Source organism: Kitasatospora sp. NBC_01302, assembly GCF_035976515.1.
Taxonomy (GTDB): domain Bacteria; phylum Actinomycetota; class Actinomycetes; order Streptomycetales; family Streptomycetaceae; genus Kitasatospora.
The window spans coordinates 5,166,449-5,191,483 of record NZ_CP108404.1 but is presented as its reverse complement, the minus strand read 5'-3'; the positions used below and the strand labels follow the sequence as shown (position 1 = coordinate 5,191,483).

23 protein-coding genes and 1 riboswitch are annotated in these 25,035 nt (G+C 73.1%); of the genes, 10 read left to right on the top strand and 13 right to left on the bottom strand.

The genetic code is table 11. The features are described 5' to 3' along the window. Positions 1-8 precede the first annotated feature (8 nt). Together pgeF and OG294_RS22610 are read left to right on the top strand one after the other, a co-directional pair. Entirely contained in the window at positions 9-728 is a 720-nt protein-coding gene (gene pgeF, locus OG294_RS22615; protein WP_327068348.1) for a peptidoglycan editing factor PgeF, read from the top strand. A 124-nt stretch (positions 729-852) separates the two neighbouring features. Further along, entirely contained in the window at positions 853-2,487 is a 1,635-nt protein-coding gene (locus OG294_RS22610; RefSeq protein ID WP_327068347.1) for a DNA repair helicase XPB, read from the top strand. 32 nt (positions 2,488-2,519) lie between these two features. Here the strand turns inward: OG294_RS22610 and OG294_RS22605 are convergent, their stop codons facing one another. Beyond that, positions 2,520-2,732: a hypothetical protein gene (locus tag OG294_RS22605; protein ID WP_327068346.1), complete on the bottom strand. Its 213-nt coding sequence runs from the start codon at positions 2,730-2,732 to the stop codon at positions 2,520-2,522. A 303-nt stretch (positions 2,733-3,035) separates the two neighbouring features. Here OG294_RS22605 and OG294_RS22600 point away from each other — a divergent pair, with 303 nt between their 5' ends. Next, positions 3,036-5,111 (top strand): HelD family protein, encoded by a 2,076-nt coding sequence (locus OG294_RS22600; protein ID WP_327068345.1) that lies wholly within the window; start codon positions 3,036-3,038, stop codon positions 5,109-5,111. A 59-nt stretch (positions 5,112-5,170) separates the two neighbouring features. Here the strand turns inward: OG294_RS22600 and OG294_RS22595 are convergent, their stop codons facing one another. After that, the gene (locus OG294_RS22595) at positions 5,171-5,857 is read right to left on the bottom strand and encodes a copper homeostasis protein CutC (protein ID WP_327068344.1); all 687 of its coding nucleotides are present in this window, start codon (positions 5,855-5,857) and stop codon (positions 5,171-5,173) included. A gap of 115 nt (positions 5,858-5,972) precedes the next feature. On the opposite strand from OG294_RS22595, the gene OG294_RS22590 reads away from it, so the two are divergent. Further along, complete coding sequence (locus tag OG294_RS22590; protein ID WP_327068343.1) at positions 5,973-6,632, top strand: HD domain-containing protein; 660 nt, start codon at positions 5,973-5,975, stop codon at positions 6,630-6,632. Positions 6,633-6,639: 7 nt separating this feature from the next. Here OG294_RS22590 and OG294_RS22585 read toward each other — a convergent pair whose 3' ends face one another. The 5 genes from OG294_RS22585 to thrC all read right to left on the bottom strand — a co-directional run bounded on the left by OG294_RS22585 (position 6,640) and on the right by thrC (position 11,458). Then, entirely contained in the window at positions 6,640-7,011 is a 372-nt protein-coding gene (locus OG294_RS22585; protein WP_327068342.1) for a hypothetical protein, read from the bottom strand. 100 nt (positions 7,012-7,111) lie between these two features. Further along, positions 7,112-8,734 carry a chaperonin GroEL gene (gene groL, locus OG294_RS22580; RefSeq protein WP_327068341.1) on the bottom strand — a complete coding sequence of 541 codons (1,623 nt, stop codon included), beginning with the start codon at positions 8,732-8,734 and terminating at the stop codon, positions 7,112-7,114. Between the two features lie 318 nt (positions 8,735-9,052). Then, positions 9,053-9,256, bottom strand: coding sequence for a cold-shock protein (locus tag OG294_RS22575; RefSeq protein WP_030289665.1), 204 nt, complete (start codon positions 9,254-9,256; stop codon positions 9,053-9,055). Positions 9,257-9,837: 581 nt separating this feature from the next. Continuing rightward, positions 9,838-10,116, bottom strand: a complete 279-nt coding sequence (locus tag OG294_RS22570) for a MoaD/ThiS family protein (RefSeq protein WP_327068340.1) — start codon at positions 10,114-10,116, stop codon at positions 9,838-9,840. A gap of 61 nt (positions 10,117-10,177) precedes the next feature. Beyond that, entirely contained in the window at positions 10,178-11,458 is a 1,281-nt protein-coding gene (thrC, locus tag OG294_RS22565) for a threonine synthase (protein ID WP_327068339.1), read from the bottom strand. Between the two features lie 16 nt (positions 11,459-11,474). Further along, positions 11,475-11,606: riboswitch (SAM riboswitch) on the bottom strand. A gap of 152 nt (positions 11,607-11,758) precedes the next feature. Here thrC and OG294_RS22560 point away from each other — a divergent pair. Continuing rightward, positions 11,759-12,769: a glucosyl-3-phosphoglycerate synthase gene (locus OG294_RS22560; RefSeq protein WP_327068338.1), complete on the top strand. Its 1,011-nt coding sequence runs from the start codon at positions 11,759-11,761 to the stop codon at positions 12,767-12,769. A 46-nt stretch (positions 12,770-12,815) separates the two neighbouring features. After that, the gene (locus OG294_RS22555) at positions 12,816-14,279 is read left to right on the top strand and encodes an alpha,alpha-trehalose-phosphate synthase (UDP-forming) (RefSeq protein ID WP_327068337.1); all 1,464 of its coding nucleotides are present in this window, start codon (positions 12,816-12,818) and stop codon (positions 14,277-14,279) included. Here the strand turns inward: OG294_RS22555 and otsB are convergent. The 4 genes from otsB to OG294_RS22535 form a co-directional block, all read right to left on the bottom strand. Beyond that, complete coding sequence (gene otsB, locus OG294_RS22550) at positions 14,255-15,103, bottom strand: trehalose-phosphatase (RefSeq protein WP_327068336.1); 849 nt, start codon at positions 15,101-15,103, stop codon at positions 14,255-14,257. The two genes, OG294_RS22555 and otsB, sit on opposite strands and share 25 nt — an antisense overlap. A gap of 30 nt (positions 15,104-15,133) precedes the next feature. After that, positions 15,134-15,361 (bottom strand): DUF3263 domain-containing protein, encoded by a 228-nt coding sequence (locus OG294_RS22545; protein ID WP_327068335.1) that lies wholly within the window; start codon positions 15,359-15,361, stop codon positions 15,134-15,136. 23 nt (positions 15,362-15,384) lie between these two features. Then, positions 15,385-16,659 carry an extracellular solute-binding protein gene (locus tag OG294_RS22540; RefSeq protein ID WP_327068334.1) on the bottom strand — a complete coding sequence of 425 codons (1,275 nt, stop codon included), beginning with the start codon at positions 16,657-16,659 and terminating at the stop codon, positions 15,385-15,387. 157 nt (positions 16,660-16,816) lie between these two features. Next, on the bottom strand, positions 16,817-17,605 hold the full coding sequence (locus OG294_RS22535; RefSeq protein ID WP_327068333.1) for a DeoR/GlpR family DNA-binding transcription regulator: 789 nt from the start codon (positions 17,603-17,605) through the stop codon (positions 16,817-16,819). Positions 17,606-17,799: 194 nt separating this feature from the next. On the opposite strand from OG294_RS22535, the gene OG294_RS22530 reads away from it, so the two are divergent. The 4 genes from OG294_RS22530 to OG294_RS22515 all read left to right on the top strand — a co-directional run bounded on the left by OG294_RS22530 (position 17,800) and on the right by OG294_RS22515 (position 22,001). After that, complete coding sequence (locus tag OG294_RS22530; RefSeq protein ID WP_327068332.1) at positions 17,800-18,729, top strand: SIS domain-containing protein; 930 nt, start codon at positions 17,800-17,802, stop codon at positions 18,727-18,729. Between the two features lie 119 nt (positions 18,730-18,848). Then, complete coding sequence (locus OG294_RS22525) at positions 18,849-19,781, top strand: ROK family protein (RefSeq protein WP_327068331.1); 933 nt, start codon at positions 18,849-18,851, stop codon at positions 19,779-19,781. Next, positions 19,778-20,944 (top strand): N-acetylglucosamine-6-phosphate deacetylase, encoded by a 1,167-nt coding sequence (gene nagA, locus OG294_RS22520; protein ID WP_327068330.1) that lies wholly within the window; start codon positions 19,778-19,780, stop codon positions 20,942-20,944. The genes OG294_RS22525 and nagA overlap by 4 nt, the downstream gene beginning before the upstream one ends. An 88-nt stretch (positions 20,945-21,032) precedes the next feature. Next, positions 21,033-22,001: a class II fructose-bisphosphate aldolase gene (locus OG294_RS22515; protein WP_327071627.1), complete on the top strand. Its 969-nt coding sequence runs from the start codon at positions 21,033-21,035 to the stop codon at positions 21,999-22,001. Here OG294_RS22515 and OG294_RS22510 read toward each other — a convergent pair. Next, entirely contained in the window at positions 21,959-23,020 is a 1,062-nt protein-coding gene (locus OG294_RS22510) for a hypothetical protein (protein WP_327068329.1), read from the bottom strand. The genes OG294_RS22515 and OG294_RS22510 overlap by 43 nt on opposite strands. A 141-nt stretch (positions 23,021-23,161) precedes the next feature. Then, positions 23,162-25,021 (bottom strand): GGDEF domain-containing protein, encoded by a 1,860-nt coding sequence (locus OG294_RS22505; protein WP_327068328.1) that lies wholly within the window; start codon positions 25,019-25,021, stop codon positions 23,162-23,164. Between the last annotated feature and the right edge of the window lie 14 nt (positions 25,022-25,035).

Here is a 25,035-nt window from a genome sequence, read left to right as displayed (position 1 = left end):
TCGCCGGTATGGAACTCGCCCCCGGCATCCGCTGCGCCGTCTCCGACCGCCACGGCGGCGTCAGCCCCGCCCCCTACGGCCGCAACCTGGGCGGGGCCACCGCCGACGACTACCAGAACGTGCTGCGCAACCGGGAGCTGACCGCCCGCCAGTTCGGCCTGGCGCCGGACAGGGTGGTCTGGATGCGCCAGGTGCACAGCGCCACCGTGCAGCAGGTGAAGGCCCCTTGGGGCAGCGAGGCGCCCGCGCTGGACGGCGTGTGGACCACCGAGCCCGGCCTGGCCCTGGCTTCCCTGGGCGCGGACTGCGCGGCCGTGCTGCTCGCCGACCCGGTGGCCCGGGTCGTCGGCGCCGCCCACTCGGGGCGGGTCGGCACGCTGACCGGTGTCGCCCCGAACCTGGTGGCGGCGATGGCCGAGGCCGGCGCCGAGCCCGGCCGGATGACCGCGCTGATCGGCCCCGCCGCCTGCGGCCACTGCTACGAGGTCCCGGCCGCGATGCGCGAGGAGTCCGCCGCCGTCCTGCCCGAGGTCTGGTCCACCACCCGCCAGGGCACCCCCGCCCTCGACCTGCGGGCCGGCATCACCGCCCAACTGACCCGCGCCGGCCTCACAGACATCCGCCACGACGCCCGCTGCACCATCGAGGACCAGGCCCTCTTCTCCCACCGCCGCGAACAGGCGACCGGCCGCTTCGCCGCCTACATCTGGCTCCAGCCGCAGGCCTGAGAGACGGCCCCACCCGGCGCGCGGTGGGCCCGCCCGCCCCCGGCTGCCGGGCTCCGGCCCCGAAGGCCCCACCGATGCGGGACACTGGAGGGTCTGCGCCTGACCCGATGGAGGACTCCTCACCGTGAACAACGGGCCACTGATCGTCCAGAGCGACAAAACTCTCCTGCTGGAGATCGACCACCCCCAGGCGGCCGACTGCCGTCGCGCGATCGCGCCGTTCGCCGAACTGGAGCGGGCGCCCGAGCACGTGCACACCTACCGGGTGACGCCGCTGGGGCTGTGGAACGCGCGGGCCGCCGGGCACGACGCCGAGCAGGTGGTGGACGCCCTGGTGACGTACTCGCGCTACCCGGTGCCGCACGCGCTGCTGGTCGACGTCGCCGACACGATGGCCCGCTACGGGCGGCTGCAGCTGCTCAAGCACCCGGTGCACGGGCTGGTGCTGACCACCACCGACCGCCCGGTGCTGGAGGAGGTGCTGAAGTCCAAGAAGATCGCCCCGCTGGTCGGCGCCCGGGTCGAGCCCGACACCGTCGCGGTGCACCCCTCCGAGCGCGGGCAGATCAAGCAGGTGCTGCTCAAGCTGGGCTGGCCGGCCGAGGACCACGCGGGCTACGTGGACGGCGAGGCGCACCCGATCGAGCTGGACCAGAACGGCTGGCAGCTGCGCCCCTACCAGCAGCAGGCGGTGGAGGGCTTCTGGCACGGCGGCAGCGGCGTGGTCGTGCTGCCCTGTGGTGCGGGCAAGACGCTGGTCGGCGCGGCGGCGATGGCCGAGGCCAAATCGACCACGCTGATCCTGGTCACCAACACCGTCTCGGCCCGCCAGTGGAAGCACGAGCTGGTCAAGCGCACCTCGCTGACCGAGGACGAGATCGGCGAGTACAGCGGCACCCGCAAGGAGATCCGCCCGGTCACCATCGCCACCTACCAGGTGATGACGACCAAGCGGAAGGGCACCTACGCCCACCTGGAGCTGTTCGACGCCCGCAACTGGGGCCTGGTGGTCTACGACGAGGTGCACCTGCTGCCCGCGCCGGTCTTCAAGTTCACCGCCGACCTGCAGGCCCGCCGCCGGCTCGGCCTGACCGCGACGCTGGTGCGCGAGGACGGCCGCGAGGGCGACGTGTTCAGCCTGATCGGTCCCAAGCGCTTCGACGCCCCGTGGAAGGAGATCGAGGCGCAGGGCTACATCGCGCCGGCCGACTGCTGCGAGGTGCGGGTGACCCTGACCGACTCCGAGCGGCTGGCCTACGCGACCGCCGAGCCGGAGGAGCGCTACCGGTACTGCTCCACCACGGCGACCAAGCGCCGGGTGGTGGAGGCGCTGGTCAAGAAGCACGAGAAGGACCAGACGCTGATCATCGGGCAGTACATCGACCAGCTCGACGAGCTGGGCGAGGTGCTGGGCGCCCCGGTGATCAAGGGCGAGACCAGCAACGCCCAGCGCGAGAAGCTCTTCGAGGCGTTCCGGAGCAAGGAGATCAGCGTGCTGGTGGTCTCCAAGGTGGCCAACTTCTCGATCGACCTGCCGGAGGCGACGGTGGCCATCCAGGTCTCCGGGACCTTCGGCTCCCGCCAGGAGGAGGCCCAGCGGCTGGGCCGGGTGCTGCGGCCCAAGGCGGACGGGCACTCCGCACACTTCTACTCGGTGGTCGCCCGGGACACCGTCGACCAGGACTTCGCGGCGCACCGCCAGCGGTTCCTGGCCGAGCAGGGGTACGCCTACCGGATCATCGACGCCGACGACGTGTAGCGGACGGCAGTCGTCCGACGGCTACCGGACGACTACAGCTTGACGCCGTCGCGCCCGAGGAGGACCACGCGCGCGGCGGTGTCGAGCACGATGCCGACGTTGCGCACGGCCTGCTTCAGGGGCGGTCGCCGGCGGGGGCCGTCGGCCGCGGAGGCCGCGGTGGCGCCGGCCAGGGACTCGGTGGTGGTGCGCGCCCGGGGGGTCTTGGCCGCTGCCGGGGGCGCCGTGACGTTGACGGTGCTCATGTGTTCCACGGTAGTTTTCGCGCGCCGTCAGCACATCGGCCCAAAGTCCGTACCCGAAGAGGCAGAACTCGTCCCCGCGGCGTACCCGACCCCGTACCCGACCCTCAGGTGCTTGTGCGGCGAATATCCGTTAGCGCGGGGGCGAACGGCGCTCTATGCTGTCCGGTCTGCCCCCTCCCGAAGCGTGGTGCCGTCCGTGGCAGCCGTGGGAGGCCCTGACCGCTCGGCAACCGGTCAGGTTCCTTCACTGTGAGCTACGACGAGACCGCCGCGACCGCAACGGCGCGGCCGGGAAGGTTCGCTGTGCCATCCCCCGCCACACCCGACGCCCTGACCGACCTGCCGTCCGACCCGCTGCAGCGGGAGCGCGACCACCTCGCCTCGTCCCGGGCCGCCCTGCGCGCGATGCGCGAGGACGCCCAGGCGCTGGACATCTCCGACGTGGCCGGCACCTGGGTGACCGCCGAGGTGCTGCGCAAGCAGGTCGAGCGGCGGATCGCCGCCCTGGCCGACCTGGCCCACACCCCGCTCTTCTTCGGCCGGCTGGACTTCCTGCACGCGATCTCCGGCGACGCGAGCGAGGGGGCAGGCGGAGAGCGCTTCTACATCGGCCGGCGCCACGTGCACGACGCCGAGGGCGACCCGATGGTGATCGACTGGCGCGCGCCGGTCTCCCAGACCTTCTACCGGGCCAGCCGCAAGGACCCGATGGACATCGGCAAGCGGCGCCGGTTCGGCTACACCGGCGGCGAGCTGACCGCCTACGAGGACGAGAACCTGAGCGACCCGGCCGAGCTGGAGAGCGCCTCCGCGCTGCTGGCCGCCGAGATCGAGAAGCCCCGCGTCGGCCCGATGCGCGACATCGTGGCCACCATCCAGCCCGAGCAGGACGAGATCGTGCGCGCCGAGGTGACCGGCACGGTCTGCGTGCAGGGCGCGCCCGGCACCGGGAAGACGGCGGTGGGCCTGCACCGGGTGGCGTACCTGCTGTACGCGCACCGCGAGCGGCTCGCCAAGTCCGGCACCCTGGTGATCGGGCCGAACGCCTCCTTCCTCTCCTACATCGAGCAGGTGCTGCCCGCGCTGGGCGAGCTGGACGTCGCGCAGGCCACCGTCCAGGAGCTGGTGCGGCACGTCGAGGTGCGCGGCACCGACTCGGCCGAGGCGGCCCGGATCAAGGGCGACGCGCGGATGGCGCAGGTGCTGCGCCGGGCCGTGCGTTCGGGCATCACGCTGCCCACCGAGCCCTGCGTGGTGGTGCGCGGCTCCCGCCGCTGGCGGGTCCCGGCGTACGAACTCGTCGAGATCATCGAGGAGCTGGCGAGCCGGGACATCCGCTACGGGGCCGCCATGGAGGCGCTGCCGCAGCGCGTCTCGCACGCGGTGCTGCTGAAGATGGAGCAGGGCGGCGAGGCCCCCGACGACCGGGTGCAGGACGCGGTGGCCCGCTCGCGCGAGGTCAAGGCCCTGGTCAAGGCCTGCTGGCCGCCGGTGGACCCGGCCAAGCTGGTGCACCGGCTGCTGACCGACGCCGAGTTCCTGGCGAGCTGCGCGGACGGGATCCTGGACGCCGCGGAGCAGGCGGCGATCCGCTGGGAGAAGCCGGGCCGCTCACCGAAGACCGCGCCGTGGACCGCCGCGGACGCGGTGCTGGTGGACGAGACCGTCGACCTGGTGCACCGCACCCCCTCGCTCGGCCATGTGGTCCTCGACGAGGCGCAGGACCTCTCACCGATGCAGTACCGCGCGGTGGGCCGGCGCTGCACCACCGGCTCGGCCACCGTGCTGGGCGACCTGGCGCAGGGCACCACCCCGTGGGCGACCGGCAGTTGGCCCGAGGCGCTGCACCACCTGGGCAAGCCGGGCGCGCACGTCGAGGAGCTCACCACCGGCTTCCGGGTGCCCGAGGAGGTGATCGCCTACGCCTCGCGCCTGCTGCCGGCGATCGCCCCGGGCCTGGCCCCGGCCACCTCGATCCGTACCGCCGCAGACTCGCTGACGATCCGCCGGGCCACCGGGGAGGAGCTGGTCGCGGCGGTCGTGGCGGCCTGCCGGGAGGCGCTGGCGCACGAGGGCTCGACCGGCCTGATCGCCGCCGACGCGCGCCTGCCGCTCTTCGAGGCCGCGCTGGCCGAGGCCGGTCTCGCCTTCCTGACGCCGGGCACCGAGACCACCGCGGAGAGCCGGCTCACCCTGGTGCCCGCCTCGCTGGCCAAGGGCCTGGAGTACGACTACGTGGTGCTGGACGAGCCGGCCGCCGTGGTGGCCGGCGAGCCGGACCGGCGCACCGGCCTGCGGCGGCTGTACGTCTCGCTGACCCGTGCCGTCTCCGGCCTGACGGTGCTGCACGCCGAGCCGCTGCCGGCCGAGTTGGGCTGAGCCCGTCGGCGGCGCTCCGCAGTGCGGACCGCCGCCGACCGGACAGGCCGCTCAGCCGCTCAGCCGTCGATCAGCGCTCGCCACCGGGCGACCTTGGCCGCGTCGACCGGCGAGTTCCAGCCCGCTGTCCGCACCGCGCCACCCACGTGGAAGGCGTCGAAGCCCTCGGCCCGCAGCCGCGGCAGGTGCTCGGCGTGCAGACCGCCGCCGATCAGGATCCGCTGCCGGTAGCCGGGCTCCCCCGACTTGGCCAGCTCACCGGCCAGCACCTCGCCGCCCGCCGCGACCCCCGCGGCGGCCCCCGAGGTGAGGAAGGTGTCCAGGCCCGGCAGCTCGCCGACCGCGGCGCGCAGCGCGGCCCGGTCGGCGCTGTGGTCGATCGCCCGGTGGAAGGTCCAGCGGCAGCCCGCCACCGCCTCGGCCACGGTGCGCACGGCGGGCAGGTCGACGTTCCCGTCCGCGTCCAGGAAGCCGAGGACGAACTCCTCGGCGCCCTCGGCGCGCAGCGCCACCGCCCGGGCCACCAGCTCCGCGAGGTCACCGGCGCCGAAGCCGTCCCGGATCCGCAGCATCACCCGCAGCGGCAGGTCCACGGCTGCCCGGATCGCGGCGAAGTCGGCGAGCGCGGGGGTCAGCCCGTCGGCGGCCATGTCGGTGACCAGTTCGAGCCGGTCGGCACCGCCCGACTGCGCGGCCTGGGCATCGAGCGCCGTCAGCGCGATGACTTCGAAGATTGGTCTAGACATATCAGCTACCCTGCCACATCACCCGACCCACCGGCGAGCCCCCGGCAGGACCCGGCGTACGAAAGACGGGCCGTCAGCCGACCGGGGTGCCGCCCCGCCGCGGGGGGCGAGCACAATGACCGTCATGCCTACCGACCCGCACCCCGCCACCGACGCCCTGCTCGATCGATGGACCGCCCTGTTGGAGCGCTGCTCGGCCACCGTCGACCCCGAGCCGTACGGGCGCGCGCTGCTGGCGCGCTGGGCCGAGCCGCATCGCCGGTACCACACCACGGACCACCTGCTGGCCGTGCTGGACGAGGTGGACGCACTCGCCGAGTACGCCGACGCGCCGGACACCGTCCGGCTGGCGGCCTGGTTCCACGACGCCGTCTACCAGCCGGACCGGTCCGAGAACGAGGAGCGCAGCGCCCAGTTGGCGATCCGCGCGCTGCGCGAGGCGGGGCTGGCGGCCGGGCTGATCGAGGAGGTGGTCCGGCTGGTGCGGCTCACCGTCAGCCACTTCCCGCGCCCCGGTGACCGGGACGGCGAGGTGCTCTGCGACGCCGACCTCGCGGTGCTCGGGCGCTCGCCCGAGGCGTACGCCGGCTACGCCGCCGCGGTCCGCGAGGAGTACGCCTTCATCCCCGAGGAGGTGTTCCGCCGCGAACGCGCGCTCATCCTGCACCAGTTGATCGCGCTGCCGGTGCTCTACCGCACCCCCGCCGGGCACGCCCGGTTCGAACAGCAGGCCCGCGCCAACCTGCTGGCGGAGATCAACACCCTGATCGCCTAGCCGTCGCCTAGGGCTGGAGCGAGCCGACCGCCGCCACCACGACGCCCTCCTTGCCGCACACCCAGTGCGGGTCGGGCCCCAGCTCGGGCTCCACGCCGAGCGCGTGCGGGTCGCCCTCGCGCGCGCAGTCCTCGCACAGCGGCCAGCGGCCGTAGCCCTCCAGCAGCGCGTCCTGGACGTCCTGGGCGAGCAGCCCGGCCACGAACTCGACGCCGTCCGGCCACTGCTCCAGCCACCAGCGCCGGTGCGTCACGGCGTCCTCCACCATGGACACCACGGCGGCGTCCGCGGCGGGGTCGCGGTCCAGGACGGCGCGGGCGGACAGGTCGGTGAGGATCAGCGCGCGGGCCTGGTGCAGGGCGGCTTCGATGTCGGACATGCACCCATTCTCGCGCACCCCCGGGGGCGGGTGGGCACGCGAAAGGGCGGCCTCCCGAAGGAGGCCGCCCTGTTCAGAACCCGTGATCCTCGGTGGAGGATCAGAAGTCCATGTCACCGCCCGGCATGCCGCCCGGAGCGCCGGCAGCGGCCTTCTCCGGCTTGTCGGCGATGACGGCCTCGGTGGTGAGGAAGAGCGCCGCGATGGAGGCGGCGTTCTGCAGCGCGGAGCGGGTGACCTTGGCCGGGTCGATGATGCCCTCGGCGATCAGGTCGACGTACTCGTTGGTCGCGGCGTTCAGGCCGTGGCCGGCGGGGAGGTTGCGCACCTTCTCCACCACGACGCCGCCCTCGAGGCCGGCGTTGACCGCGATCTGCTTGATCGGGGCCTCCAGCGCGACCTTGACGATGTTGGCACCGGTGGCCTCGTCGCCCTCCAGCTCCAGCTTGTCGAAGGCGACCGACGCCTGCAGCAGCGCGACGCCACCACCCGCGACGATGCCCTCCTCGACGGCCGCCTTCGCGTTGCGAACGGCGTCCTCGATGCGGTGCTTGCGCTCCTTGAGCTCGACCTCGGTGGCCGCGCCGGCCTTGATGACGGCCACGCCGCCGGCCAGCTTGGCGAGGCGCTCCTGGAGCTTCTCGCGGTCGTAGTCCGAGTCGCTGTTCTCGATCTCGGCGCGGATCTGGTTGACCCGGCCGGCGACCTGGTCGCTGTCGCCGCCACCGTCGACGATGGTGGTCTCGTCCTTGGTGATGACCACCTTGCGGGCGCTGCCCAGCAGGTCGAGACCGGCGTTCTCGAGCTTGAGGCCGACCTCCTCGGAGATCACGGTGCCACCGGTGAGGATGGCGATGTCGCCGAGCATGGCCTTGCGGCGGTCGCCGAAGCCCGGGGCCTTGACGGCGACGGACTTGAAGGTGCCGCGGATCTTGTTGACCACCAGGGTCGACAGGGCCTCGCCCTCGACGTCCTCGGCGATGATCAGCAGCGGCTTGCCGCTCTGCATGACCTTCTCCAGCAGCGGGAGCAGGTCCTTGACCGAGCCGATCTTGGAGTTGGCGATCAGGATGTACGGGTCGTCGAACGACGCCTCCATCCGCTCCAGGTCGGTGGCGAAGTAGGCCGAGATGTAGCCCTTGTCGAAGCGCATGCCCTCGGTGAGCTCGAGCTCCAGACCGAAGGTGTTGCTCTCCTCGACGGTGATGACGCCTTCCTTGCCGACCTTGTCCATGGCCTCGGCGATGAGCTCGCCGATCTGGGTGTCGGCGGCCGAGATGGAGGCGGTCGAAGCGATCTGCTCCTTGGTCTCCACATCCTTGGCCTGGGCCAGCAGCTGGTCCGAGACGGCCGCGACGGCCTTCTCGATACCGCGCTTGAGGGCCATCGGGTTGGCGCCGGCGGCGACGTTGCGCAGACCCTCGCGGACGAGCGCCTGGGCGAGCACGGTGGCGGTGGTGGTGCCGTCACCCGCGACGTCGTCGGTCTTCTTGGCGACCTCCTTGACGAGCTCCGCGCCGATCTTCTCGTAGGGGTCCTCGAGCTCGATCTCCTTGGCGATGGAGACACCGTCGTTGGTGATCGTGGGGGCGCCCCACTTCTTCTCAAGGACGACGTTGCGGCCCTTGGGGCCCAGCGTCACCTTGACGGCGTCGGCAAGCTGGTTCATGCCGCGCTCAAGGCCGCGGCGAGCTTCCTCGTCAAACGCGATGATCTTGGCCATCGGAAGTGGTCCTCCAGGACACGGTCGACTGCTCGGACCAGTGGTGCCCGCGACGGACGGCCCTGGTATGCGGGGGTCCTGTCCCCTACCGCTCCCGGAGCCTCACCGACCCGGTCCGTTGTCACTCTCAAGCTGTGAGTGCTAACGCCAATGATTAGCACTCCGGCATGGCGAGTGCAAGCTCCTCGGGCGACCCGACGACAACTCGCGGCAAAACGAACGGCAGGCCCGCGGGACGTCCCGGTGTCCGGGAAGTCCCACGGGCCTGCCGCTGAACCACCAGCTCGGTGAGAGCCGAGGCTCCGAGGTTCGGAAAGGTCAGACCGCCGCGCGGACCATGTCCGCCTGCGGGCCCTTCTGCCCCTGGGAGATCTCGAACTCGACCCGCTGGCCCTCTTCAAGGGTGCGGTAGCCGTCCATCTGGATCGCGCTGTAGTGGACGAACACGTCCGCACCACCGTCGACCGCGATGAAGCCGTAGCCCTTCTCCGCGTTGAACCACTTGACGGTGCCCTGAGCCATTCCGAACTCCCCTAGTGCTGTGCTGGCCCTTCGCGCACCCGCAGGTCACGGGCGCGGGTCTTGGTGGAGCGACCCGAGGAATCCCCCCTGGGCGCGCTCCCGCATGCCGCAGCGTCCCACCCCCGGGCGCCAGTTGGCGCTGACGAAGCAGGCGCATGCATCGACCGCGGCTGAATGTATCCGCATCGGCGCCCTGTGCAACAGGGCCACTGAACGCCAATTCGCTTGGGGCGCCAAGGGATAGTCGGGGATGAATGCGACAGACCTCGGCAATTCGGCTGGGACATAGCGGACGAAACCCGCAAATAGTCCAAAGAATTCTGACGAGGCGCCGACAGGGTTCGGGCGATACCTCGGCAGATGCGTCTCACCGGCCGGACGGCTCCAGCCGCGCTCAACTGCCGTGCGAGCGGCGGGGCGAGCCGGACCCGGACATCGGGGACAGCCTATGCCCTGCCGGAGACAGCCACGGACACCGGCCGGGCCGCCGCGCCACCGGCGGGCGGCCGACAGCAGGGCGCCGCCCGGCCAACAGCCGGACGGCGCCCTGGAAACGCGCTCGAAGGGGCGCTGACGCCGCGTCAGCAGCCGCCCGCCACCGCCGGGATGATCGAGACCCCGGCGCCGTCCCCGACCTCGGTGGCCAGGCCCTCGGCGAACCGCACGTCGTCGTCGTTGACGTACACGTTCACGAAGCGGCGCAGCTTGCCCGCCTCGTCCAGGATCCGCGCGGCGATGCCGGGGTGGTTGCGCTCCAGGTCGGCGATGACCTCCTGCAGGGTGGCGCCCTCGGCGCTCACCTCGGCGGCGCCCTCGGTGTAGGTGCGCAGGATGGTCGGGATACGGACGTTCGCGCTCATCGGTGTCTCCTCGCTTGCTGAACTGCCGGCTGAGCCGCTGGCTCAGCTGCTGGGGGTGGGGTCAGGACGCCAGGCCGGCGGCGCGGAAGGATTCCAGGGTCGGCCGGATGGTCGCGGTCAGGCCCGCGTCGGCCACCGCGTCCAGCGTCTTGAGGCCGTCCCCGGTGTTGATCGCCACGGTCTCCTTGGCCGGGTCCAGCAGACCGTTCTCGACCAGCTTCTTCAGCACGCCGATGGTCACGCCGCCCGCGGTCTCGGCGAAGATTCCCTCGGTGCGGGCCAGCAGCCGGATCGCCGCCACCACCTCGGCGTCGGTGACGTCCTCGACCGCGCCGCCGGTGCGCCGGGCGATGTCCAGCACGTACGGGCCGTCCGCCGGGTTGCCGATCGCCAGCGACTTGGCGATGGTGTCCGGCTTGACCGGGCGGATCGCGTCGTGACCCGCCTTGAAGGCCGCGGAGACCGGCGAGCAGCCGGCCGCCTGGGCACCGAAGATCTTGTAGGGCCGGTCCTCGACCAGGCCGAGCTTGATCAGCTCCTGCAGCCCCTTGTCGATCTTGGTGAGCTGCGAGCCGGAGGCGATCGGGATCACGATCTGCTCCGGCAGCCGCCAGCCGAGCTGCTCGCAGATCTCGAAGGCCAGCGTCTTGGAGCCCTCGCCGTAGTACGGGCGCAGGTTGACGTTGACGAAGCCCCAGCCCTCGCCGGCCGGGTCGCCGATCAGCTCGGAGCAGAACCGGTTCACGTCGTCGTAGTTGCCCTCGATGCCGACCAGCTCACCGCCGTAGACCCCGGCCATCACGACCTTGCCCTGCTCCAGGTCGTGCGGGATGAAGACGCAGGACTTGAAGCCGGCCCGGGCCGCCGCGGCGCCCACCGCGCCGGCCAGGTTGCCGGTGGAGGAGCAGGACAGCGTGGTGAAGTCGAAGGCGCGGGCGGCCTCGATCGCGCAGGCCACCACCCGGTCCTTGAAGGAGTGGGTCGGGTTGCCGGAGTCGTCCTTGACGTGCAGCTGGGCGGTGAAACCGAGCTCGCGGCCGAGGTTGTCGGCCTTCACCAGCGGGGTCCAGCCGGGGTTCAGGTTGGGCTTGCCGGCCACGTCCGCGGGCACCGGCAGCAGCGGGGCGTAGCGCCAGATCGAGGCGGGGCCGGCCTCGATCCGCTTGCGCAGCTCGTCGGCGTCGTAGCCCTCGTAGTCGTAGGCGATCTCCAGCGGGCCGAAACACTCCAGGCACGCGAAGCTGGGACCGAGCGGGAACCGGGTGCCGCACTCGCGACAGGACAGCGCGGCGGCGGGGCCGAGATCGACGGGACCGACAGCTGCAGGGGTAGCGGTAGCCATGATGGCGAGGCCTCTCTCCTCATCTTCCCCATGGCGCGGTCGCGCCACAGGCCGGAATTGGCACCTGCCCCGCCGGGGCCCGCGAAGGCCGGACGAGAAGGTTGCCGGGACGTCGACGGGCCGTTCCCTCAGTCCCTCTGGATGAGCTCTATGAAGTTGTGGACACCAGGAATGCTGGCGAGTCCGAGCGATCGACCCCGGCGTGCGAAGGTCTGACCGCAGTACGAAGACTGTATCCGAAGGGCGGTCCACCGAGGCCGACCGTCCGACCCGCGAGACGAGATTCACAAGGAGCGAGATTTGCCTGCCGAGCAGAGCCCCGCGCTACTCCCGGAGGCGGCCGACTGGCTGCGCCGACGCTCCTGGCGGGCGGGCGACCGGCCGCCCGCCGCGCTGCTCGCCGCCAAGCAGGCCGCGGGGGCGGCCGGCACCGTCAGCGTGGTGCTGCCCGCGCTGGACGAGGAGTCCACGGTGGGCGACATCGTCACGGTGATCCGCCGCGAGCTGATGGAGCGGCTGCCGCTGGTGGACGAACTGGTGGTGGTCGACTCCGGCTCGGCGGACCGCACCGCCGAGGTGGCCGCGGCGGCCGGTGCCCGGGTGGTGCACCGGGACGCGATCCTGCCCGGACTGCTGGCCGTGCCGGGCAAGGGCGAGGTGCTCTGGCGCTCGCTGCTGGTGACCAGCGGGGCGATCGTCTGCTTCATCGACGCCGACCTGCGCGCATTCGACCCGGCCTTCGTCAGCGGCATCATCGGCCCGCTGCTCACCGACCCCGACCTGCAGTTGGTCAAGGCGATGTACGACCGCCCGCTGGAGACCGAAGGAGCGGTGGTGCCGGCCGGCGGCGGCCGGGTCACCGAGCTGGTCGCCCGCCCGCTGCTGGACCTGCACTGGCCGCAGCTGGCCGGCTTCGTGCAGCCGCTGGGCGGCGAGTACGCGGCCCGCCGCTCGCTGCTGGAGCGGCTGCACTTCCCGACCGGCTACGGGGTGGAGCTGGGCCTGCTGGTGGACGCGCTGGAGCTGGTGGGCCTGGACGCGCTGGCCCAGGTGGACGTGGGGGTGCGCCACCACCGCCACCAGGACAGCCAGGCGCTGGGCCGGATGGCCGCCACCATCTACCGCACCGCCCTGGAGCGGCTGGACCGCACCCACCGCCTGAAGGCCGCCGAGAACCTGGCCCGCCCGGTGCTGACCCAGTTCACCCGGGACGCCGTGACCCGCGACTTCACCGCCCACAGCCACCAGGTGATCGCGCTGGAGCGGCCCCCGGTGATCGGGCTTCCGCAGTACCGGGCGCAGAGCGTGTGACCAAGGTCCGGGTTTGCGTCCGCACGCCCCCGGCAAGGTTGAAGATATGTCCGATCACACGCCCGCACGCATCCTGGTGGCATCCAACCGGGGTCCGGTCTCCTTCAGCAGCGGCCCGGACGGCACGCTGACGCTGCGGCGCGGCGGCGGCGGACTGGTCTCGGGGCTCTCCGCGATCGACGACCCGGGCACGGTCTGGGTCTGCGCGGCACTCGGCGAGGCGGACCGCACGGCGGCCCGGCGCTCGCCGCAGGGGCGGCTCGACCAGGGCGGCTTCGATGTCGGCGGACAGGCCGTCCGGATGCTGGACATCGCCCCCGAGGTCTTCGACCAGGCCTACAACGGGGTGGCCAACTCGACCCTCTGGTTCCTGCACCACCTGCTCTACAACACGCCCACCGCACCCGTCTTCGACGCCGACGCCGCCGCCCGGTGGACGGCTTTCGAGGCCTACAACGCGGCCTTCGCCGAGGCGCTGGCCGCCGAGGCCGCCCCGGGCGCCGCCGTGCTCGTGCAGGACTACCACCTGACCCTGGTGCCGGCGCTGCTCCGCGAGCTCCGTCCCGACCTGCGGATCAGCTACTTCCTGCACATCCCGTGGGCCCCGGCGGACTACTTCCGCATGCTGCCGGACGAGCTGGCCCGCGCCGTGCTGACCGGGGTGCTGGGCGCCGACCGGGCCGGCTTCCACACCCGCCGCTGGGCCGAGGCCTTCGCGGACTGCTGCGAGCAGCTCCTGGACGCGAAGATCATTTCTGGGGCGGGCCCCCGGTCCGACCTCTCGGTCAGCCACCAGGGCCGCACCACCAGGCTCGGGGTGCACGCGCTGGGCGCCGACGCCGACTTCCTGCGCGAGCGCGCCCACCGGCCGGACGTGGACGAGCGGCTGGCCGCGCTGCGCGAGGCGGTGGGCGGGCGGCGGACCATCGTGCGGGTGGACCGGACCGAGCTGAGCAAGAACATCGTGCGCGGCCTGCAGGCCTACCGGCACCTGCTGCGCAGCCGCCCCGAGTGGCGCGAGCAGGTGGTGCACATCGCCTTCGCCTACCCCTCCCGGCAGGACCTGGCCGAGTACCGCGACTACACCGCGGCCGTGCAGCGGCTCAGCCAGGAGATCACCGAGGAGTTCGCCACCGACTCCTGGCAACCGCTGATACTCCAGGTCGAGGACGACTTCGCGCGCTCGCTGGCGGCCTACCGGATGGCGGACGTGGCGCTGGTCAACCCGATCAGGGACGGCATGAACCTGGTCGCCAAGGAGGTCCCGGTGGTCTCCGACGCGGGCTGCGCGCTGGTGCTCTCCCGCGAGGCCGGTGCCCACGCCGAGCTGGGCGCGGACGCGCTGAGCATCAACCCCTACGACGTGGTCGGCACCGCCGAGGCGCTGCACCGGGCGTTGAGCATGCCGGCGGCCGAGCGGGCCGAGCGCACCGGACGGCTGGCCGCGGCGGCCACCGCGCTGCCGCCGCAGCAGTGGTTCCTGGCTCAGCTGGCCGAACTGAGCGACTGACCCAGCCGCTCCAGCAGCTCCACCACGCCGGCCGGCCCCGCCACCAGCAGGTCCGCCTGCTCGGCGATCTCGCGCACCGGCGGCTCGCCGGTCACCGGTCCGCTGGCCACCAGCAGGCCGCCCCCGCCCGCCGCACGCAGTCGGCGCACCGCCGCGAAGGCGGCCAGATCACCCAGGTCGTCGCCGGCGTAGAGCACCGACCGGGCGCCCCGCTCGCTCACCAGGCCGCTCAGCGCGGCTCCCTTGTCCACCCCCGGCGGACGCAACTCCAGGACCAGGCGGCCCGGTTCGACGGTCAGGCCGTGCGCCGCCGCCAGCGCGGCCAGCGGCTCGCGCAGCAGCTCGAAGGCGGCGGCGGGGTCGGCGGTGCGGCGGGTGTGCACCGCGACCGAGCGCTCCTTGTCCTCGGTGCCGGTGCCCTCCGGCGCGCCCACCGCGGCCAGCAGCGCAGGCAGTTCGGCCCGTACGGCGGCCACCCCCGGGTGCGGCGGCGGGGCCGTCAGGGTGCCGCCCGCCCAGCGCTCGGCGCCGTAGTGGCCGAGCACCACCAGGGGTTCGAGCCCCGGCTGCCGGTCGAAGCCGCCCAGCCGCACCGCGCTGAGCACCGGACGCCCGGTCACCACGGCCACGGTGCCGACCAGCGGCGCCAGCGCGGCCAGCGCGGCGGCGGCGCCGGGGTGCGCCCAGGCCTGCTCGGGATCGGCGACGATCGGGGACAGGGTGCCGTCGAAGTCCACGGCGACCAGCGCCCGCGCCGGATCGGCCAGCAGCGCGGCCAGCCCCTCGCGTCCCTCGGCGGTCCTTGGTTCCAGCGCGATACCCATGACGGCCAACCTACCCAGGGCCGCCGCGGGCTAACGCTCGGCGCGACGGGCGGCGCGGACCCGGCGCAGCCGGTTGACCAGCACCGGGCTGTGCGCCAGCGCCTCCGGGCGGTCCAGCAGGCCGTTCAGCAGCTGGTAGTACCGGGTGGCGGAGATGCCCAGGCGCTCCCGCACGGCCTGCTCCTTGGCGCCCTGGGTCCGCCAGCCGGCCGCCTCCAGGGCGAGCACGGCCAGCTCCCGTTCGGTCAACTCGGTCATGGGGCCATTGTGCGCGCGAGCCGCTACTGCGGGCGCTTGCTCTTGGCCTGGTCCACGGCGTAGTTCTGCAGATCGCTGAGGACCGGCTTCGGGTCGCCCTGCACCGCCGTGCCGATCTCGGTCTTGATCCGGCCGCTGACGGTGTCCCAGGCCGGGTCGCCGAACGGGTAGAAGGAGGCGTTCGGCAGCGCGTCCAGGAACGGCTTGAGCTCGGCGTTCTGCCCGTTCGCGGTCATCGCCGCCAGGCCGTCCTGGGTGACCGGGAGCAGGTTGTACTCCTGGTCGAACTTGGTGGTGTTGTCCTTGTTGAACGCGAAGCTCAGGAAGGTGCGGATCTCGTTGCGGTGGCCGTTGGCGCTGTAGGCCATCATCCAGTCGGCGACCCCGAGCGAGACCGGCTTGATCTGCGTGTTCTTGACCGGGATCGGCGCGGTGCCGAAGTCGATGTTGCCCTGGTGGGCCTGCTGGAGCAGGGTCGGGTGCCCGTTGAGCATCGCCACCTTGCCGTTGGCGAAGTCGGTGAAGGCGTTCTGGCGGTTCACCTTGCCCGGGTCCGGATAGGTCAGGTGGGCGTCGACCAGGTTCTGCTTGAGCCAGTTGAAGGTGTCGACGTTCTGCGCGCTGTCCAGGGAGTAGACGCCGGCGGCGTCGGTGATGCCGCTGCCACCGCTCATCGTCCACATCGAGGTCTCGGCCTGGGCCTCCTCGGGGCCGAGCGGCAGCGCGTACGGGGTGACCCCGGGGACCTTGGCCTTGATCAGCGCGGCGTCGTTCTTCAGGTCGTCCCAGGTGGCGGGCGGCTGGGTGATCCCGGCCTGGCGGAAGATCGCCTTGTTGTAGAAGAAGGTCCGCGAGGAGGCGGCGAAGGGTATGCCGTACTGGGTCCCGAGCACGTTGCCGGCGCGGTTGAAACTGTCCAGGAAGTTGGTCTGGGTGTCGATCGAGAGCACGTCGCTGGCCGGGTAGAGCTGGCCGGCGGCGACCTTGTCGGCGAAGCCGCCGGTCTGCACCAGGTCCGGCGAGTTGCCGGCCTTGACCATGTCGGCCACCTTGGCGTCGATGTCGCTCCAGCTGAAGACCTGGACGTCCACCTTGATCTTGGGGTTGGCCGCCTCGAACTGCTTGGCCAGGTGGTTCCAGTACTTCTGCGAGCTGGTGTCCGGAGTGGTCCCGTAGTCGGCGGCCACCAGCTTGAGGGTGACGGTGCCACCGCCGCCCAGGCCGAGGAAGCTGCAGCCGGTCAGCCCGCAGGTCAGCAGGGTGCCGGCGGACAGCACGGCGAAAAGTCGGGACTTCAACGGGGACCGCCTTCGAGCACAGGGGTGGGACCTCCCGGGGACAGAGGTGGGCGAAAGGGTGTCAAATTCCGACCCTTGTGGTCCACACCAGAGGCCCCTGGGCGAGGAACGTTACCTAAGTGATCGCCCGCATTGCACATCCTGCAACCGGCGCCGATCAGACCGTCAGCACACGAACGCCCGCCTCGCGGAAGGCGGTGACGAGGTCCGCCCCGGCCGCCTCGTCGGTCACCAACGTGTCGATCGTCTCAAGCCCGCAGATCCGCGCGAAGGCGCGCCGGCCCAGCTTGGAGGAGTCGGCCGCCACCACCACCCGCCGGGCCCGCTCGGTCAGCAGCCGGTTGACGCTGGCCTCGCCCTCGTGGTGCGCACTCGCGCCGACCTCGACGTCCAGCGCGTCCACGCCCAACACCGTGACGTCCAGAGTCAGTTCGGCGAGCACGGTACTGGCCAGCGGTCCGATCAGCTCGTAGGACTGCGGGCGGGCCACCCCGCCGGTCACCACGATCTTGACAGCCGGGCGCACGGTCAGCTCGTTGGCGATGTTGAGCGCGTTGGTCACCACGGTCAGCGCGTGCCCAGCCTCGGCGCCCTCGGTCAGCTCCGGGCGGACCGCGAGCGCGCGGGCCACCTCGGTGGTGGTGGTGCCGCCGTTGAGCCCGACCACCTCGCCCGGCGCGATCAGCGCGGCGACCGCCTGGCCGATCCGCTGCTTGGCCCCGGCGTTGCGGGCGGTCTTGTAGCGCAGCGGCAGATCGTAGGAGACGTTGTGCGCCACCGCGCCGCCGCGGGTGCGGGTGACCATCTGCTGGCGGGCCAGCTGGTCGAGGTCGCGGCGGATCGTGGCAGCCGACACGCCCAGCGCCGCCGCCGCCTCCTCGACCTCCAACTTGCCGTGTTCGGCAAGGAGTTCAAGAAGACCGTTCCACCGCTCGTATCTGGACACGCCACACCTTCCCTGCCGACCGCATGAGTACGTACTCCGACCCCGCCCACCGCCTTCGTGGACAGCGTCGCACAGCACCGGTCACATGCTGGGCCGCATTTCGTACCCGCTCCAAGGTCTTGCGCGATCCTGCGCGAAACAGCTATAAATCAATCAGTTTCACGCAGACGCGTGAGCAGAAGGGAGCCGTAGGCATGACAGCCATCGACAGCTCACTCACCGCCGAGGAGCTGGCCACCCAGCCGGACTGCTGGCGCCGGGCGGCGGCACTGGCCGGGACGTCGGCGGCGGCACTGCCCCGGCGCGGCGAGCGGATCGCCGTGGTCGGCTGCGGAACCTCCTGGTTCATGGCGCAGTCCTACGCGGCGCTGCGCGAGGCCGCCGGGCAGGGCGAGACCGACGCCTTCGCCGCCTCCGAGTTCCCCGGCGCCCGGGACTACGACCGGGTGGTGGCGATCACCCGCTCGGGCACCACGACCGAGGTGCTCACCCTGCTGGGGGCCCTGCGCGGGCGCACCGCGACCACCGCGCTGACCGCCGACCCGCACACCCCGGTGATGACCGCCGCCGACCAGGTGGTGGTGCTCGACTTCGCCGACGAGCGCTCGGTGGTGCAGACCCGCTTCGCCACCAGTGCGCTGGCACTGCTGCGCGCCCACCTGGCGGGCGACGGCGCCGGCGGCGAGGGGCCCGGAAGCGTCGCCAAGGCCGCCGAGGACGCCGAGCGGGCACTCGAAGAGCCGCTGCCCGACGACCTGCTGACGATTGATCAGGTCACCTTCCTGGGCGCCGGCTGGACCAACGGCCTGGCCCTGGAGGCCGGGCTCAAGATGCGCGAGGCGGCCTGCTTCTGGACCGAGGCCTACCCCGCGATGGAGTACCGGCACGGCCCGATCGCGATCACCGGCCCCGGGCGCGCCGCCTGGATGTTCGGCGAGCTGCCCGAGGGGCTGGCCGGCGACATCGCCGCCACCGGCGGCCTGCTGGTGGCCGGCTCCGGCGCCGGCGGTCTTGACCCGATGGCCGACCTGGTCCGGGCCCAGCGGCTGGCCGTGGCCCTGGCCACCGCGCGCGGGCTCGACCCGGACAACCCGCGGGCACTGACCAGGTCGGTGCAGCTCTGATCCGGTCCCTCTCCCCCGCGGCAGGGGGCTGCTGAGCGACCAAGGTCACCTCGCCCGGTTCAGACAAACCCGACCACTGGACTAGACCTCTCCTCCTCGGTCAAGGGAAACTGTCCCCCGTGAAGCACGTCATCGCACTCGATGTAGGCGGCACCGGCATGAAGGCCGCGCTGCTCGCCCAGGACGGCTCCGTGCTGTTCGAAGCACGCCGACCGACCGGGCGGGAGCACGGCACGGACGCCGTGGTCACCGCCATCCTCGACTTCGCCGCCGACCTCGGTGAGGAGGGCCGCCGCCGCTTCGGCGAGGCCCCCCTGGCCGCCGGCGTCGCGGTGCCGGGGACGATCGACGAGAAGAACGGGATCGCGGTCTTCTCCGCCAACCTCGGCTGGCGCGACCTGCCGATGCGCAAGCTGCTCGGCGAGCGGCTCGGCGGTCTGCCGGTCGCCCTCGGCCACGACGTCCGCTCCGGCGGGCTGGCCGAGGGCCGGCTCGGCGCCGGTCGCGGGGTGGAGCGGTTCCTGTTCATCGCGCTGGGCACCGGCATCGCCGGCGCGATCGGGATCGACGGACGCATCGAGTCCGGCGCGCACGGCTACGGCGGCGAGATCGGTCACGTGGTGGTCCGCCCCGGCGGCCCCGCGTGCGGCTGCGGCGCCCGCGGCTGCCTGGAGACGCTGGCCTCGGCCTCGGCGGTCTCCCGGGCCTGGGCCGAGGCGTCCGGCGACCCGACGGCCGACGCGGCCGCCTGCGCGCTGGCCGTCGAGGCCGGCGACCCGCGGGCGGTGGCGGTCTGGCAGAACGCGGTGGACAGCCTGGCGGACGGCATCGTGCTGGCCCAGAGCCTGCTCGACCCCGCCACGGTGATCGTCGGCGGCGGCCTCGCCGAGGCCGGTGACACGCTCTTCACTCCCCTGCACGCGGCGGTTGCCGAGCGGCTGACCTTCCAGATGCCCCCGAAGGTCGTACCGGCCATGCTCAAGGACACTGCCGCATCCCTGGGTGCCGGGCTGCTTGCCTGGGACCTGCTCTCGTTGGAGGTGACCGCGTGACCGCGGAGCAAACCGCACTGGCCGGGGCCCGGCTGGTACTGCCCACCGGCGTCGTCGAGGACGGCCGGCTGGCCTTCTCGGGCACCACCATCGCGGAGATCGGCGGCGAGCGCGCCCCGGGCGATCTGGACCTGAGCGGCTACACGGTGGTTCCCGGCTTCGTGGACCTGCACGTGCACGGCGGCGGCGGCGCCTCGTACGCGGCCGGCATCGCCGAGGAGGCACTGACCGCCGCCCGCACCCACCTCGAACACGGCACCACCACCACGGTCGCCTCCACCGTCACCGGGGAGATCGACGAGGTCTGCCGGCAGGCCGCCGTGCTGTCCGAGCTGGTCGAGGAGGGCGTGCTGGCCGGCGTCCACTTCGAGGGCCCGTTCATCTCGCCGGGGCGCTGCGGCGCGCACCGCCCCGACCTGCTGCGCGACCCGGACCCGGCGCTGGTGCGCAAGCTGGTCGACGCCGCCCGCGGCACCGCGAAGATGGTCACGCTCGCCCCCGAACTGCCCGGCGGCCTGGAGTCGGTGCGCCTGCTGGCCGACCTCGGGGTGATCGCGGCCGTCGGCCACACCGACTCCGACTACGCCGGGACCCTGGAGGCGATCGAGGCCGGCGCCACCGTCGCCACCCACCTGTTCAACGCGATGCCGGGTATCCAGCACCGCGCGCCCGGACCGATCGTCGCGCTGCTGGAGGACGAGCGGGTCACCGTCGAGCTGATCAACGACGGCACCCACCTGCACCCCTCGGTGCTGGACCTCGCGTACGGCACCGCCGGCGCCGCCCGGGTCGCGCTGATCACCGACGCGATGGGCGCGGCCGGCATGGGCGACGGCCTCTACCCGCTGGGCCCGCTGCAGGTCCGGGTGGAGCAGGGCGTCGCGCGGCTGGTGGAGGGCGGCTCGATCGCCGGCTCCACGCTGACCCTGGACGTCGCCTTCAAGCGCTCGGTGACCGTCAACAAGCTGAGCCTGACCCAGACCGTGCAGTCGATCTCGACCACGCCCGCGGCCCTGCTCGGGCTCGCGGACACGGTCGGCTCGCTGACCGTCGGCCACCGGGCCGACCTCGCCATCCTCGACTCCGACACGTACGACCTGGTCGCCGTGGTCCGCCGCGGCGAATGGATCAAGGGCGCCGAGCGCTTCTCGACCGGAAGCTGAGTCCTCCTCAGCTTCTCCTCTCGGGAGGTGAGCGGTGGCGCTGGTCAACGACCGGGTCGCCCGCACCCACCTTCCCGAGGGGACACCCATGCCACTGGCCCGTACCGCCGACCTGCTCGCCGAGGCCGTGGAGGCCCGCCGCGGCCTGCCCGCCTTCAACGTGATCACCCTGGAGCACGCGGAGGCGATCACCGCCGGCGCCGAACTCGCGGGCACCCCCGTGATCCTGCAGATCAGCCAGAACGCGGTGGCCTACCACGGCGGGCGGCTGCTGCCGCTGGCCCGGGCCTGCGCCGAGGTGGCCGAGGCCGCCCGGGTGCCCACCGCGCTGCACCTGGACCATGTGGAGGACGTCGAGCTGCTGCGGGCCGCGCCCGGGGCCGGCTTCTCCTCGGTGATGTTCGACGCCTCGCACCTGGACCACGCCGACAACCTCCAGGCCACCGCCGAGGCGGCCGACTTCGCGCACTGGCACGGCCTGCACCTGGAGGCCGAGCTGGGCCGGGTCGGCGGCAAGGACGGCGCCCCGCCGCTGCCCGCGCACGCCCCCGGCGCACGCACCGATCCCGCGGAGGCCGCCGCCTTCGTCGAGGCCACCGGGGTGGACGCGCTGGCCGTCGCGGTCGGCAGCTCGCACGCGATGACCAGCCGGACCGCCTCGCTGGACCACGAGCTGATCGCCCGGCTCGCCGCCGCGGTGCCCGTCCCGCTGGTGCTGCACGGCAGTTCCGGGGTGCCGGACGCGGAACTGGCGGCGGCGGTGGCGGCGGGCCTGGTGAAGATCAACATCGGGACGGCGCTGAACTCCGCCTTCACCCCGGCGGTGCGCGCCGCACTGGCCGCGAAGCCGGACGGGGTGGACCCGCGCGGCTACCTCGCGCGCGGCCGCGAGGCGATGGCCGGCGTGGTCGCGCACCTGGCCCTGGTGGTCGCCTCGCTGCCGGGCGGCGGGCCGCACACGGCCGGGCCCCGCTCAGGTGTCCCCGAGCAGGGCCCGGTGCTGCCGTCGGCGCGTCAGGAGGCGGAGGGCGAGGCCGCCCCGGGCGCGGCCGGGTAGCTGCCGCTGCCGTTCCCCGCGGTGATCGCGGCCTGGTCCAGCAGGACCGGGCCGCCGGCCGGGGCGACCGTGAAGGTGTTCGTCCCGGCCTGCAGGTCCGCGTATATGTAGGTGTAGGACCAGGAGCGCGAGGCGTCGCCGTTGCTGCCGGGCCAGCTCTTGAAGTTCGTGCCGCCCGCGTGGTCCTGGCCGTTGACGCCGATCGCCACGTGCACCGTGGAGCCGCCGCTGTTGTTGTAGTGCAGCCAGAAGGTGTACTGGCCGGCGGTCGCCACGTTGACCGTCCAGGTCGCCGTGGTGCCCTGCTGGAGCGTCAGGTAGGAGCCGTCGGAGGAGACCGCGCCCTTGACGGTGTTCGCCGTGCCGGCGCCCTGCGCCGTGGAGGCGTCCAGGAAGGTGGTCCCGCTGCCGACGCTCGCCGAGGCCGAGGGCGAGCCGGAGGGCGAGGCGGAGGCGGAGGGCGAGGCCGAGGAGCCGCCGGCCGGGGACGAGGGCCCGCCCGAGGAGTGGCCGGCCGAAGGGGCCGGGGCCGGCGCCGCGTTGTCCTTGGTGCTCTTGCCGTCGTTGCCGGACAGCGCGATGCCCGAGCCGATCGCTATCGCCGCGACCACGGCGACCACCGCGATCACCGGGCCCCGGCTGCGCCGGCGCGGGGCCTCGTCACCGGGCTGCGGGCGCGAGCGCTCGGCGTAGCGGGGCTGCTGGTTCGGCAGCTGCGTGGTCGCCTCGGGACCCGGCCCGTAGGGGCGCTGCTGCTGGTACTGCGGCGGGTAGCCGCCCTGCTGCTGGTGCTGCTGCTGATACGGGGCGCCGCCCGGCGGCGGGTAGGAGGCGGGCGGGCCGTACTGGGCCCGGCCGACCTCCATCGGGCGGGTGTACGGCGTGCGCGGCACGCCCGGCGCCCGCTCCGGCGCGCTCTCGCCCTCGCCGCCCTCGGGACGGTAGAGGTACGCGAACGGGTCGTCCGCAGCAGCCGGCTGCTCTGCGCCCTCGGGTCCCTGGCTGCCATCGACTGTCATCGCGGTGGTCAACTCCCCTGTGCCGTGTCCGGACCCGTACCCAGGGCACCCTACCCGCCTGGCATGAGCGAAGAGAAAGCCGGTCAACGGGCGAGCCGTGCCCGACCCCGGCCCGGCGCACCCGCGCCGGCCGAGCCGGCGTCAGACCGCGCGGCGGTGGGAGCGTTCGCCCCGCGCGCCGCGCACCGCCCCGCCACGGGCCCGCTTCTCGTCGTACATCCGCTTGTCGGCCGCGTGCAGCACCTCTTCGATGCTCATCCCGCAGCCCGCCCAGCCGATCCCCATGCTGACCCCGACCCGGACCACCCGGCCGGCTATCCGCATCGGCGGGATGACCGCGTTGCGCAGCCGCACGGCCAGGTCGCTGGCCTCCTCGCCGCCGATGCCGTCGGCCAGCACCACGAACTCGTCGCCGCCGAGGCGGGCCACCGTGTCCCCCTCGCGGACCGCCTGCTGCAGCCGCCTGGCCACCTCGACCAGCACCGCGTCCCCGGCGTTGTGGCCGAAGCGGTCGTTGACCGACTTGAAACCGTCCAGGTCGCAGAAGAGCACCGCGAGCCCCTTCTGCGCGGGCGCCGCGGTGCCGCGCGAGCGGCCGTGCCAGGGTTCCGGCGGACTCTCGGAGCCGACGCCGGTGGGCACCACCGCGTGCACGTGGTCCGGGGCCGGGGCGCCGTAACCGGAGCGCTCGGGCGCGCCCGGGCGCTCCGAGTAGCCGTGCACCAGCGTTCCGCCGCGCGGCGGAACGCTCCAGCCGCCCTCCAGCGGCCCCGCGGCGGGCTCCAGGCTCTCCTGCCCGCAGCGCGGGCTGTGCGGCCCGTAGGCGCCCGCGGAGACCGCTGCGGTGGCCGCTCCCTCCAGCGCGCAGGGCACCTGCTCCACAGCGCCGTGCTCGGCGGCGCCGCCCGGGCCCTGCGGCATCGAACAGAGCCGGCGGGCGAGGCGGGCCCGCAGCTCGGACCCGTTCGGCAGACCGGTGAGCGCGTCGTGGCTGGCCCGGTGGGCGAGCTGGAGCTCGTGGCGCTTGCGGTCCTCGATGTCCTCCACGTGGGTGAGCAGGAAGCTGGGGCCCTCGGCGGGGTCGGCGACGATCGAGTTGCGCAGGCAGACCCACTGGTAGCCGCCGTCGCGCCGGGCCAGCCGCAGCTCGGCCCGGCCGCTCTCGGCGCTGGTGCGCTCCAGCAGGCCGCGGTCCTCGGGGTGCACCAGGTCCAGGAAGCTCTGCTGGCGCAGCGCCGCGCGCGGGCGCCCGAGCAGCCGGCAGAGCGCGTCGTTGACCCGGGTGAGCTGGCCGCGCCCGGCGCCGTGCAGCTCGGTGATGGCCATCCCGCTGGGCGCGTACTCGAAGGCCTGCCGGAAGCTCTCCTCGCTGGCCCGCAGCGCCTGCTGCTCCTTCTCCAGCCGGGCGAGCGCGCGCTGCATCTCCGCGCGTAGCCGGGCGTTGCCGATGGCGATGGAGGCCTGCAGGGAGAACATCTCCAGCGCCTCGCGGGTCCAGGCGCCCGGGCGCTTGCCGCTGCGCGGGCGGTCCACGCTCAGCACGCCGAGCAGCTCGCCGCCGGCGCTGTACATCGGGGCCAGCAGCCCGTCCTCGGGGTGCCAGTCGTTGGCGTAGACGGGCAGCGGGCCGTCGCCGGTCCAGCGCGGGATGTCGGTGCCCACCGCCCAGCCCCGGTCGTGCGGCAGGAACCGCAGGGTGCCCCAGTGGTCGCTGACGGCCAGCAGCCGGTCCCAGGACTCGCGCGAGCCGACCTGGCCGAGCAGCACCGCGGGGCCGCCGTAGTCGCGGTCCTCGTACTCCCAGACGGCCGCCACCACCAGGTCGCCGTCCGGGCGCACCAGGCTCAGCGCGGCCGCGTCGAAGCCCAGGCCGTGGACCGAGCCCTCGACCACGGCCTGCAGGGTGCCCGCCAGGCTGCGGGCAGCATTGAGGTCCGCCACGACCCGGTGCAAGGTGCGGAGGGTCGCGAGGCGGACGTACGGCTCCGACTCGGCTTCCATGCGGGGGCTCCCCG